This window comes from Actinoplanes subglobosus (assembly GCF_042650585.1).
Classification (GTDB): Bacteria; Actinomycetota; Actinomycetes; order Mycobacteriales; family Micromonosporaceae; genus Actinoplanes; species Actinoplanes subglobosus.
In genome coordinates, this window is sequence record NZ_JBHSBL010000014.1 from 221,473 (window position 1) to 233,495 (window position 12,023).

At 69.8% G+C, this 12,023-nt stretch carries 10 protein-coding genes and 3 tRNA genes; 4 read left to right on the forward strand and 9 right to left on the reverse strand.

Annotated features, from left to right (window positions below):
- Positions 1-15: 15 nt before the first annotated feature.
- The 9 genes from ACFO0C_RS14610 to ACFO0C_RS14650 form a co-directional block, all read right to left on the reverse strand.
- Positions 16-1,317 carry a hypothetical protein gene (locus tag ACFO0C_RS14610; protein WP_378067128.1) on the reverse strand — a complete coding sequence of 434 codons (1,302 nt, stop codon included), beginning with the start codon at positions 1,315-1,317 and terminating at the stop codon, positions 16-18.
- A 93-nt stretch (positions 1,318-1,410) separates the two neighbouring features.
- Positions 1,411-2,118, reverse strand: coding sequence for a hypothetical protein (locus ACFO0C_RS14615; RefSeq protein WP_378067129.1), 708 nt, complete (start codon positions 2,116-2,118; stop codon positions 1,411-1,413).
- Positions 2,119-2,281: 163 nt separating this feature from the next.
- A tRNA-Phe gene (locus ACFO0C_RS14620) sits at positions 2,282-2,355 on the reverse strand.
- Positions 2,356-2,369: 14 nt separating this feature from the next.
- Positions 2,370-2,443 (reverse strand) — tRNA-Asp (locus ACFO0C_RS14625).
- Between the two features lie 57 nt (positions 2,444-2,500).
- Positions 2,501-2,573 (reverse strand) — tRNA-Glu (locus ACFO0C_RS14630).
- Positions 2,574-2,742: 169 nt separating this feature from the next.
- A complete protein-coding gene (locus tag ACFO0C_RS14635) occupies positions 2,743-3,747 on the reverse strand; it encodes a MerR family transcriptional regulator (protein ID WP_378067130.1) in 1,005 nt (334 codons plus the stop codon).
- The gene (idi, locus tag ACFO0C_RS14640; RefSeq protein WP_378067131.1) at positions 3,737-4,372 is read right to left on the reverse strand and encodes an isopentenyl-diphosphate Delta-isomerase; all 636 of its coding nucleotides are present in this window, start codon (positions 4,370-4,372) and stop codon (positions 3,737-3,739) included. The genes ACFO0C_RS14635 and idi overlap by 11 nt, the downstream gene beginning before the upstream one ends.
- Positions 4,369-5,850 carry a phytoene desaturase family protein gene (crtI, locus tag ACFO0C_RS14645; RefSeq protein ID WP_378067132.1) on the reverse strand — a complete coding sequence of 494 codons (1,482 nt, stop codon included), beginning with the start codon at positions 5,848-5,850 and terminating at the stop codon, positions 4,369-4,371. The genes idi and crtI overlap by 4 nt, the downstream gene beginning before the upstream one ends.
- Before the next feature lie 25 nt (positions 5,851-5,875).
- On the reverse strand, positions 5,876-6,916 hold the full coding sequence (locus ACFO0C_RS14650) for a polyprenyl synthetase family protein (RefSeq protein WP_378067151.1): 1,041 nt from the start codon (positions 6,914-6,916) through the stop codon (positions 5,876-5,878).
- A gap of 109 nt (positions 6,917-7,025) precedes the next feature.
- Between ACFO0C_RS14650 and ACFO0C_RS14655 the strand changes: the two genes are divergently transcribed.
- The 4 genes from ACFO0C_RS14655 to ACFO0C_RS14670 all read left to right on the forward strand — a co-directional run bounded on the left by ACFO0C_RS14655 (position 7,026) and on the right by ACFO0C_RS14670 (position 11,675).
- Positions 7,026-7,913, forward strand: a complete 888-nt coding sequence (locus ACFO0C_RS14655) for a phytoene/squalene synthase family protein (protein ID WP_378067133.1) — start codon at positions 7,026-7,028, stop codon at positions 7,911-7,913.
- Positions 7,913-9,235: a cryptochrome/photolyase family protein gene (locus tag ACFO0C_RS14660; RefSeq protein WP_378067134.1), complete on the forward strand. Its 1,323-nt coding sequence runs from the start codon at positions 7,913-7,915 to the stop codon at positions 9,233-9,235. Before ACFO0C_RS14655 ends, ACFO0C_RS14660 begins: the two co-directional genes overlap by 1 nt.
- 211 nt (positions 9,236-9,446) lie before the next feature.
- Entirely contained in the window at positions 9,447-10,796 is a 1,350-nt protein-coding gene (locus ACFO0C_RS14665; protein ID WP_378067135.1) for a dihydrolipoyl dehydrogenase family protein, read from the forward strand.
- A gap of 36 nt (positions 10,797-10,832) precedes the next feature.
- The gene (locus tag ACFO0C_RS14670) at positions 10,833-11,675 is read left to right on the forward strand and encodes a Rieske 2Fe-2S domain-containing protein (protein ID WP_378067136.1); all 843 of its coding nucleotides are present in this window, start codon (positions 10,833-10,835) and stop codon (positions 11,673-11,675) included.
- The last annotated feature ends 348 nt before the right edge of the window (positions 11,676-12,023 follow it).

Below are 12,023 nucleotides of genomic sequence, written 5' to 3' on the forward strand. Positions count from 1 at the left end.
GTTCTGCATGGTCCGTCAGTTCGGGAACGCGTCCGGGTCGACCTCCGAGGAGGAGGCGTTACCGCCGAAGGCGACCTTCAGGCTGAGCTCCCAGATCGTGTACTGGCGGGAGGTGGTGGTGAACTTGAAGTTGTCATCGAACTTGCTGAACTGGCAGTTGCGGGAGAACCGCTTGCCGTCCCAGTCGGCGCCCGAGGAGATGAAGACCTGGTAGGTGCCGTCCTTGATGCGGCCGGTCGTGACCTTCTTCTTACCCCGGATGTAGACGGAGACCGCCGGCTTCTTGCTCCCCACCTTCACCAGGTTGACCACCGTGTCGACCGAGTTGCCGTTGTCGACCTTGAGCTGGCCGAGACCGCCGGTGGTCCGTTTCAGATAGCTGCCGTTGGACTTACGACGGTTCTGATCCTTGGTCACAGCCGGCAGGAACGAGCCGAAACGATACTTCGCACCCGGGTCGGCGGCGGCGAGCGCGGTGACCGCGGTCCGCAGATCCCCGGCAGGACCGGCCCGGCTGAGCTCGGCGCTGGCGGCACCGCCGGTGCAGACGCTGCGGCTGTCCGCGGAACTCGAGACCGAGGTGAGTTCGTCCTCCAGGGCATACAGCGCGGAGACGACGTCGCTGTGCGCGGAACTGACCTCGGCCGGCACCGTCAGGGCGGACAGCGTGGAAGCCTGGGTGCGGACCGTCTCGGCCAGGGCCTCCGCAGCGCTGGAGACGGTACGGGGCGTGGTGGCCTGCTTCAGCTTGGTGGTGGCGGCGGCCAGCTGCTTGTCGGCCTCGTCCAGTGAGGACTGGAATGCTGCCGGGTCGAGCGGGGGCGCCGCCTCCACGGTCGGCTGGGTCGTGGTCGTGGAGGTGCTGCCGGGGGTGGCACTGGTGTTCGTGGTGCCGGCGTCGCTGCTCCGGAACAGGGTGGGAACCAGGCAGATGCCGCCGACCAGAACGATGGCGAGAGCGACGGCGACGATCCGGGCCCGCCTGCCGAACCGGGGCTGGGCCGGCGGCGGCGCGGCATAGCCGAACGGGGTGGGCGGCGGCGGGCCGTACTGAGGGAAGGCCCCGGCGGGGAGCACGCGGACGGCGACGGCCAGGACCCGCGTGACCGGCGCACCGGTCGCGGGGTCGACGCCGGGAAGCTCGATGTGCTGAACCAGGCCGTCATGGGAGCCGGGCGGAAACGAGATCATGACGGGCGTCCCGTCCGGCGGGCCGGCGATCAACTTCGTGGTGCCGTTGGCGGCCTCGGCCGCGGTCAGCTCGACGACGACGTCTACCGGCCTATCAGCAGAACTACCCCCCGTATTCACATCCATCCTTAGAGTATTGGAGGGCGGCGCAAGTAAGTCCATCCATGTTTCGGCCGCCGCGACCTCCACTCCGGACGGATGCCCGGCTTGTTGCCGCAGTCAGAGGAGGTGTGCTGTCGTGATCGGCACAGGGCGCATGCCGACTCCGGTGAACCGCCAGTGGACGAGTTGCACCTCCTTGATGACGACGGTGGCGATGTCGTGGTCGCGGCGCTCCGCCACCCAGGCGATGAGCCGATCGGGGTGCTGAATCGTGTCTGCGAAGTGGAGCAGGTTCAGGTACCAGAAGTCTCGAAGGACGCCGCGGCTGCTCTCATACCAGCCATCCGCCCCAATGGCGTCGGTGTACGCGTCTGCCAGCCGGTCCGCCTGGTCGTCGGCCGGTACCGCATGAGCCATCACCGACCCGGGCGTCAGGGTCAGCCCGACCACATCGAATCTCAGCGGCCCGACCTGGGCAGCTGCCACGGCGAGCGCGGCAGCGTACCGATTCATGAGGACGTCATCGGGTGCGACTGTCTCTCGCCAGGGCTCCAGCGTACGCATCGTCAGGTGTGCGCTGTCTTTCGCGCCGGTTATCCAGTGGCTTCCGCCGGCGATGTGGGCGGCCTCATGCGCCGTACTGGCCAGGTCCTCCGAAGATGCCGGGTCGGGACGCAGCAGAACGGACAGGCCCCAGCGTGGCCCGCCATCGTCCGGTGGAACCTGTACGCCGTGCGTCCCGGCTGACACCGCCGCCCGCCCGTCGACAAACAGCTGATCGAGCTTTCGGCGACCCTCTACCCGCGACTCTGTCCCAGCATCCACGAACCACTACCTCCGAAGATCATCGGCACGAACGGCTCACGAACGTACATTGCCGCCGCACGCCGGATGGTCACCGTGAAGTTCCGGTGCGAGATCTGGAAATGACGAAGCCCTCAACCGCGTTTCCGCAGGTGAGGGCTTGCGTACCGAGTTTCGCTGAGAGTGGCCAGGGGCGGGGTCGAACCGCCGACCTTCCGATTTTCAGTCGGACGCTCGTACCAACTGAGCTACCTGGCCGTGAAACTTACTTGCGGTCCTGACGGGACTTGAACCCGCGACCTCCGCCTTGACAGGGCGGCGAGCACTCCAACTGCTCCACAGGACCTTGCTATGTAACTGTCTTGCTTGGCTCGCTAGCGGCGGGCTGCCACTAACTTACCAGTACCCCCAACGGGATTCGAACCCGTGCTACCGCCTTGAAAGGGCGGCGTCCTAGGCCACTAGACGATGAGGGCATCTCCACTATCATTGCACATCGCGCTGGTTGCGCGATCGGCAACGCTTGGTGGTTGTGGCCCCAACCGCGCCCCCCGCTTGAGGCATGCAAAGCATATGCGATGCCCCTCCTGATCTTCAAATCGGTATCCCCCTTTCTTGCAAAGGTGGCTCTGACCAGCAGAAACGTCAGGCGCCGGCGGTGGCCACGATCCGTACCCCCTCCGCGAGGCCGTTCAGCGGGGTGACCTCGGGAGGCAGATCGTGGGCCGGCCAGCCCGGTCCGGCGGCCGCGACCACGAGCGGTGGGTGGGGCAGGGACAGCAGGCTCACCAACTGGGTCACGTCGCCGGTGCTGGGCAGCTGTGACCAGAGGACGACCACGGCCGGCCCGGTACGCCCCACCGCGTCCAGCAGAGCCCGGGGCGGCACCCGCGCCCCCAGCAGACGGCTGGGTACCCCGTTCTCGGCCAGGGCGGCCGCCAGCGCCTCCAGCGGAAGCGTGTGCTGTTCCTCGTCGGCCGCGGCGAGCAGCACGCGTGGGGCGAGTTCGCGGGGCGGCCGGGGCACGGTGCTGAGTGCCTCGGTGACCGACCGGGACAGCAGGTGCTCGACTTCGACGAACCGGTCGGTGGCCTCGTACCGCTCACCGATCCCGATCAGCACCGGCATCATCACGTTGGTCCAGGCGGAGATCACGCCACGATGGGTGACCGCCGACTCCAGGATGTAGCGCATCGCCGGCCCGTCCAGGCGCATCGCGGCGCGGGCCAGGCCGCGGGCGGCCGGATCGGCGCGCGGACCGAGCGGGATGGTCTGCCCGCCCCCGGCCCGGGCCTCGGAGATGCCGGAGTCGGCGATCAGGGCTCCCGACTCGACGAGCGAGAGGATCGACTCGCGGGCGTCGGCCGCGGCGGCCCGGAGGATCGGGTCGGGCGAGTCGGCGAGCGTCGGTGACGGGGTGACGGGGGAACGCCGGGCCCATGCCGCGGCCTCCGCCGGCGCCACGCCCTGCGCGGTGAGCCGCTGCATGACCTGGAGACGGACCATGTCCTCGACGGTGTACCGCCGGTGGTGCCCCGGTTCGTGCCGACTGGGCCCGAGGCCGTAGCGCTGGTGCCAGGTGCGCAACGTGGTCACCGCGACGCCGAGGCGGCGCGCGGCTGCTCCGGCGCTCAGGCCGTCATTTGCCACCCGACCGCTCCGCCGCCGATTCCGTCACCGCGTCCGGGAGCTGCGGGCCGAGGTGGGCGGCCAGCCGCCGGGTCACCCCTTCCAACCACGGGGCGTACGCCGTAGGCGCGTCCCCGATCTCGCGCAGCAGTGTGTCGACCGTCACCCAGCGGAGTTCCGCCACCTCGTCGGGATCGGGCCGGAACTCCACATCGTCCGGCACATCACCGAGCAGGACGTGGTCGTACTCCCGCTCGACGCGCCCGGTGACCGGATCCTCGGCGAAGTACTGGTAGACGCCGACCTCACGCAGGGTCACCCCGGACACGTCGAGTTCCTCGTGCAACCGGCGGGCGGCCGAGACCGTGACGGCCTCCTCGGGCACCGGGTGCCCGCAGCAGGTATTGCCCCACCGCAGCGGGAAACGAGTCTTCACCGCCGCCCGCTGTTGCAGCAGCACCCGCCCGTCGGGGCGGCGCAGGAAGATCGAGAAGGCCCGGTGCAGCATCCCGGGTGCCTCGTGCGCGTCGAGGACCGTGGCGGTGCCGGTGAGGGCCCCGCGGTCGTCGACGAGCTCGACCAACTCGGACTCCCGTGCCCCGGTCCGGTTGCCGGAGCAGGAGGTCGTGGGGGACGAGGCGTTCATACGGGACCTCCGGTGATCCGGGTCGCGGCCAGCTTTCCGGAGATCAGGACCATCGGCACGCCGACGCCGGGCTGGGTGCCGGAGCCGGTGAAGACGACGTTCGGCAGGGTCGGGTGCAGGTTGGACGGGCGGAACGGGCCGGTCTGGGCAAACGTGTGCGCGGCCGCGAACGGTGTTCCGGCGGCCATGCCGTCGTCGGCCCAGTCGGCGGGCGTGATGATCCGCTGGACCTCGACGCCGTCCCGGAATCCGACGTAGCCGCGGCCCTCGAGGACACGCAGCAACTCCTCTGCGTAACGACGGTCCATACCGCCGCGCCAGTCGATCGGGCCGGCTTCGAGGTTCGGTGTGGGGGCGAGCACGTAGTAGGTCTGCCGGCCGTCGGGCGCCACCGACGCGTCGGTGTGTGTGGGGTTGGTCACCAGCAGGGACGGATCGCTCATCAGGAGACCCTTGTTGATGATCTCGTCGAAGGTGCCCTTCCACGCCGTACCGAAATGGATGTTGTGGTGGGCGATCTTGGAATAGGCCTGGCTGGAGCCGATGTGCAGGACCACGCAGCTCGGTGAGTAGCGAAGTCGCCGAAGGCGGCGAGCCGGGAGGAGATCGCGGTAGGCGACCGGCAGATCGGGGTTGAGGACGACGACATCGGCCGGGATGTGCTCGCCGTCGGAGGTGCGCACACCGGTCGCGCGGCCGTTCGCGGTGGTGACCCGCTCGACCGTGGTGTCGTAACGGAAAGTGACGCCGTGTTTCTCGGCCGCACCGGCCAGCGCCTTCGGCACCGCGTGCATGCCGCCCTTGGGGAAATAGACCCCGGCGACCGAGTCGAGGTAGGCGATGACGGCGTAGATGGCGAGCGCGTCGTGCGGCGCGAGCCCCGCATACATCGCCTGGAACGAGAAGATCCGCTGGGTACGGGGATCCCGGAAGTACTGATCGATCTTGGGCTGGAGCCGCCGGAACGCGCCCATCCCGAGCAGCTTCAGCAGGTTGAGGTTGACCAGATCGATCGGTGTGTCGAGGTTCCGGTCGATGAAGTGGTCCCGCTCGAGCTGCCACAGCCCCCGGGTGAAGTCGACGAACCGCAGGTAGCCGTCGGCCTCCCGGGCGCCGCAGACCCGGGCGATCTCGGCCGCCATCCGGGTGGTGTCGGTCCGCACGTCGAGCGTCGATCCGTCCGGGTAGTAGGCCCGGTACGCCGGGTCGAGCGGGCTCAGCTCCAGCCAGTCGCTCAGGTTCTCGCCGACGGCGTTGAGCGGTTCGGCGATCAGGTCGGGCATGGTGAGCACGGTCGGGCCGGTGTCGAAGTCGTATCCGCCGACGGCGAGCCGGCCGGCCCGGCCGCCGGGCACCGGTTCCCGCTCGACGACGGTGACCTGGCGGCCGGCCGCGGCCAGGTGCAGGGCACAGGCGAGACCGCCGAGCCCGGCACCGACGATGACGACCCGGTCGGTGGGTCCGGTCACTATTCGCACGTCACGGCTCCAAAAATAAGGGTCATCATGCCGGTCGGTGCGTGGCCGCGGTGGCCAGCTCGATCAGGGCGGCCCGGGCGTCGGGACGGATCGGGGCCTCGGCGATCGCCGTGACACCCTCCTCGACCCTGGACCGGATCATCTCCTCGACCTGGGCGGGTGCCCCGGTGGCCGCGATGATCTCCGCCTGCCGGGTGACGCCGGCCACCGTGAGCTCGTCGAGCTGCGCGGTGGTGGCCAGGCGGCGAGCCAGCATGAGAAGGGTGGTGGGCTTGCCGGTGCGCAGGTCGTCACAGGCTGGTTTCCCGGTGATCGCCGGATCGCCGTAGACCCCGAGCAGGTCGTCCCGCAACTGGAAGGCCTCACCGACGGCGAGACCGTAGATCCGGTAGGCCTCCTCGATCGCGGGGTCGGCGACAGCGGAGGCGGGTGCCAGGGCCAGGCCGAAACCGAGCGGCCACTGCACCGTGTAGCTGGCCGTCTTGTGTCGCGCGACGAGCAGCGCCCGCTCCACCGACCAGGTGCTCGGCACGGTCTCGCCGAGCACGTCGAGATATTGCCCGGCCACCGCCTCCACCCGCATCCGGTCGTAGCGGGTGCGCACGTCGAGGAGGTTGGCCGGCGGCAGCGCGGTCCGGGCGAGCAACTGATCGGCCCAGACGAGACAGAGGTCACCGACCAGGATCGCGGCCGAGTCGCCGAACCGGTCGCCGTGCTGGGCCGCGAACAGCCGATGCGCGGTGGGCCGGCCCCGCCGGGTGGCGGAGCCGTCCATCAGGTCGTCGTGCACCAGCGCGAACGTGTGCATGAGTTCAAGAGCGCCGAGAGCGGGTAAAACGCCCTCGATCGGCTCGGCGGAACCGACGACACCACGCCAGCCCCAGTACGCGAAAGTCGGCCGGATCCGTTTCCCGCCCGCCATGACCAGGTCACGTGCGGTCCGGGCGAACCCGCCCAATGCGGGGTCGACGGTGTCGAGGGAGGCGATCTGACAGGCGAGGAAGTCGGCCAGCGTGCCCTCGACGGCGCCGATCAGCGCTCGGTGCGAGACCGGCTGGCGAGGGATCGTGTCGAGACGATTTCCCTCGAGGGTGTGATTGGCCACGCTCAGTACCGTACCCTAACTTTCTGAAGTTGCGTCGATTCGTGCGTCGATTTTGACCGGAGGACCCGGAGTGGAAACCGATCTGGCAGCGGCCTACGAGCGCTGCCGCGAACTGCACCGTGAGCACGGGCGGACGTACTACCTGGCGACCCGGTTGCTACCGGCGTGGAAGCGGCGGCATGTGCACGCCCTCTATGGATTCACCCGATATGCGGACGAAATCGTCGACCGGACCGAGTCTCGTCCCCCCGCCGAGCGAGCCACCGAGCTCACCGCATGGTCGGACCGGTTCCTCGCCGGACTCCGCGGCGAACCCACCGACGACCAGCTCCTGCCGGCGGTCCTGCACACCATCGCGGTCTTCGACCTCGACCTCGAAGACTTCGAGAAGTTCCTGCGCAGCATGACGATGGACATCACCGTCACGAGCTACCGCACCTACGACGACCTGCTCGACTACATGGACGGCTCGGCCGCCGTCATCGGCACGATGATGCTGCCCATCCTCGGCTCGTCCGACCCGGCCGCCGCCCGCGAACCGGCCCGCCAGCTCGGCCTCGCCTTCCAGCTCACCAACTTCATCCGCGACGTCGCCGAAGACCTCGAGCGCGGACGGGTCTACCTCCCCGAGGAACACCTCGCCGAGCACGGCGTCACCCGCGAGACCCTCGAGAGGGGCGTCGCCACGCCCGCGGTCAAAGCACTGATCAAGTCCGAGGTCGCCCGCGCCCGCGAGCACTACGCCCTGGCCGCCCCCGGCATCCCGCTGCTCGAACCCGCCTCGCAGGCCTGCATGCGCACCGCGTTCCAGCTCTACGGCGGCATCCTCGACGAGATCGAAGCCCTCGATCACGACGTCTTCGGCCGCCGCGCCACCGTCCCCAACCGCCGCCGCGCCGCCGTCGCCGTCCGCAGCCTGCTCACCCGGCCCGGCACCCCGGTCCAGCTGGCGGCCTGATGCGCACCGCGGTCGTCCTGCTCACCCGGGACCTGCGCGTACACGACAACCCGGCCCTCGCCGCGGCCGCCACCGCCGACCGGACCGTCCCCCTCTACGTCCTCGACCCGAAACTCGCCGACCTCTCCCCGAACCGCACCCGCTTCCTCCACCAGTGCCTCGCCGACCTGCGCGAACAACTCCGGAGGACGGGCGGTGACCTGGTCGTGCGCGAAGGCGACCCGGTCGCCGAGACGATCCGCGTCGCCCGCGACACCGGCGCCGAGACGATCACCCTCGCCGCCGACGTCAGCGGCTACGCCACCCGACGCGAACGCCGCCTGAAAGACGAGTGCGAACGCCACCGCATCGCCCTCGAACTCCACCCCGGCCTCACCGTCGTCGAACCCGGAACGCTCCGCCCGGGCGGCGGCGGAGAGTCCTACAAGGTCTTCACGCCCTACTATCGGAGCTGGTCAGCGGCCACCTGGCGACAACCGGCCGGGACACCGCAACGGCTCACCCTCCCCGACGGCCTCACCGCCGGCCGCCTGCCCGGCCTCCCGGCCGGAGAATCACCCCACGCGTGCGAGGGTGGCGAGACCGCGGCCCGGCGCCGGCTCACCGCCTGGTTACGACAGGACCTGCAGGGGTACGGCGACGCGCACGACGATCTACCCGGCGATGCCACGAGTCGCCTCAGCCCGTACCTCCGCTGGGGTTGCCTCTCCCCACTCGCCCTCGCCGAAGCCGCCCGCGAACGTGGCGCCGACGCCTTCGTCCGGCAGCTCTGCTGGCGCGATTTCTACTACCAGGTCGCCCGCGCCTTCCCGAAACTCTCCACCGAGGCCCTGCGCCCGAACGCCGACAACGACTGGCGCTACGACCAAGACGCCCTCCAGCACTGGACGGACGGGCTCACCGGCGTCCCCGTCGTCGACGCCGGCATGCGCCAGCTGCGCGAAGAGGGCTGGATGCACAACCGGGCCCGCCTCATCACCGCGGCCTTCCTGACCAAGCACCTGGGTCTCGACTGGCGGCTCGGCGTCGCCTGGTTCTTCCGCTGGCTCCTCGACGGAGACGTGCCGAACAACTCCGGAAACTGGCAGTGGACCGCCGGCACCGGCAACGACAGCCGCCCCTACCGGCGCTTCAACCCGATCCGGCAAGCGCTCCGGTTCGACCCCGACGGCGTGTACGTTCGTCGTTACGTACCTGAGTTGAAGGGGATCGACGGCGCCGCCGTGCACCAGCCGTGGCGTCTCCCCAAGTCGGAATTCCGCGGTCTCGACTATCCCGGCCCGCTCGAATCACACCGGGACGAGGCGGTCTGGCTGCGGTAGCGGGACCCGCCGGCGGTTGCGTCCGTCAAACCTTCTACCGGCGGGTCTTTCAAACACCGATGGCGGCCATGAGGATGTCGAGCGCCAGCCAACGCTCGCCATCGCCCCCTCATGGCCGCCGCTTCCTCGGTGTGACCCGCTTCCGCGTGGGTCCTGAATCGGTCGCCTCCGCGCCCACATGAGGAAACCTCCCGGTGGTTAGCTGGACCCCATGGGCGACGTGCGAAATGTTGACGTGGTGGTCATCGGTCTCGGCGTGGGCGGCGAGGAGACCGCCGGGCGGCTCGCGGCAGCCGGGCTCGACGTGATCGGAGTGGAACACACCCTGGTCGGCGGCGAGTGCCCGTACTGGGGATGCATCCCGACCAAGATGATGGTCCGGGCCGGATCCGCGATCGCCGAGGCCCGCCGCATCCCCGGCCTCGCCGGCAGCGCCACCGTCGAACCCGACTGGGCACCCGTCGCCCGCCGGGTCCGCGACGAGGCCACCGACGGCTGGGACGACAAGGTCGCCGTCGACCGGTTCACCGGCAAGGGCGGGACGTTCGTGCGGGGCCGGGCCACCATCACCGGTCCGGGCCGCGTCCAGGTCGGAGAGCAGGAGTACGCCGCCTCGCGCGCCCTGGTCATCGCCACCGGCACCGTCGCCGTCATCCCGCCGATCGACGGTCTCGCCGGCACCCCGTACTGGACGAACCGCGAAGCCGTCGAGACCAACACCCTGCCCGGTTCACTCCTGATCCTCGGCGGCGGCGCGATCGGCTGCGAGTTCGCGCAGGTCTTCGCCCGTTTCGGCGTCCAGGTCACGATCATCGAAGGCTCCGACCGGATCCTCGCCATGGAGGAGCCCGAGTCCTCCGAGGTGGCCGCCTCGGTGATCGGCGCCACCGTCCGTACCGGGGTCCGCGCCGCCAAGGTCTCCTACGACGGCGCCTTCACCGTCGAACTCTCCGACGGCAGCACCGTCACCGGCGAGAAACTCCTCGTCGCCACCGGCCGCGCCGCCCGGCTCGGCGAGCTCGGCCTGGAGACCGTCGGCCTCGACCCGTCAGCCCGCTTCCTCACCACCGACGACCGGATGCGCGCCGGCGACCGGATCTGGGCCGTCGGCGACGTCACCGGCAACGGCGCCTTCACCCACATGGCCATGTACGAGGCCGACATCGCCGTCCGCGACATCCTCGACCAGGGCGGACCCGGCGCCGACTACCGTGCCCGGCCCCGCGTCACGTTCCTCGACCCGGAGATCGGGGCGGTCGGCCTCACCTCCGCCCAGGCCGCGTCCCAGCTCGGGAACGTCCGTGTCGGAGTCGTGCCGCTCGACCAGACCTCGCGCGGCTTCGTGCACGGACCCGGCAACGAGGGCTTCATCAAGGTCGTCGCCGACATGGACCGGGGCGTGCTCGTCGGCGCCACCACCGCGGGCCCGGCCGGCGGCGAGATGATCGGAGCGCTCGCCGTCGCCATCCACGCCGAGGTGCCGATCGCGACTCTCCGGAGCCAGATCTGGGCGTACCCCACCTTCCACCGCGGCATCGGCGACGCCATCAAGGCGCTCTGAACGTTTGGCCCGGATCCGGGTGGGCACCGCCATTACATGTTGCGGCAGGTACTCACCCGGATCGAACAGGCCGGCGCCCTCGACGGCGCCAGCGACAAACTGCAGACCGCGGTCACCTCCGCGGTCCGGCCGCGCACTCTGCGCGACGTACTGCACGGCAGCCTTCTCGGGCACCCGCTCCACCCGGTGCTCGTCCAGCTCCCGGTCGGGGCATTCCTCTCCGCCGCCGTCCTCGACCTACGCCCGTCCCGATCCGACGCGTCGACCGCGCTCATCGGGGTCGGCCTGGCCGGAGTGCTTCCGGCCGCGGTGGCCGGCTGGGTCGACTGGTCGGAGATGACCAGGGACCGTCGCCGGATCGGGCTCGTTCACGCCGCGACCAACCTGGTGGCCACCGGCCTCTACGCCGGCTCCCTGATCGCCCGGCTCACCGGGCGGTCAAAGACGGGCCGGGCGTTGTCTTTCGCGGGCCTCTCGGTCGCGGGTGTCGGTGCGTTTCTGGGAGGGCATCTGTCGTACGCCCAAGGCGGCGGTATCAGCCATGCAGCACCCGAGGTCGCGCGCGTTCCGGAGGAATGGACCGTGGCCGGGTCGCTCGCCTCCCTCCCCGAGGGTGAGCCGGTCGCACGCCGGGCCGGGGACACCGCGGTGCTCCTCTTCCGTGAGGGTGATCGGGTCAGCGCGCTGATCGACAGGTGCTCGCACGAGGGGGGTCCGCTCAGTGAGGGGCCGGTCGTGGACGGCTGTGTGGTCTGCCCGTGGCACGGGAGCACCTTCCGGATCAACGACGGTGCGGTGATCCACGGACCCGCCGGAAACGATCAGCCGGTTCTGCCGGTCCGGGTTCGCGACGGCATGGTCGAGGTACGCCGTCCCTGAAAGCGCATCCTCCCTGGCGGATGACTTCTGTCGGGCTCTATAAGGGCTCTGACCTGCGGAAACGACTAAGGGTGACCCCCGATTTGGAGCCCTGGAAACCAGCGGGTAATGTTTTGGGAGCCGCCAGGGAGACGGGCGAGCGAGCGGGACCTGAAGTTTGGGGCCCGGCCGGCCGTCCTGACGGAAAACCTTCGAACTTCGGATCACGGCCTAGCCGTGCGCCCGAGTTCGGAGATTCTAGGGCAGATCGGAAGCAACCGGGATAAACCGGTTGACAACGCCGAGAAGGCCTAGTAAAGTAGAGCGAGTGCCCCGGGGAAACGGGCCGCGGATGCGGATCGGTTCGAA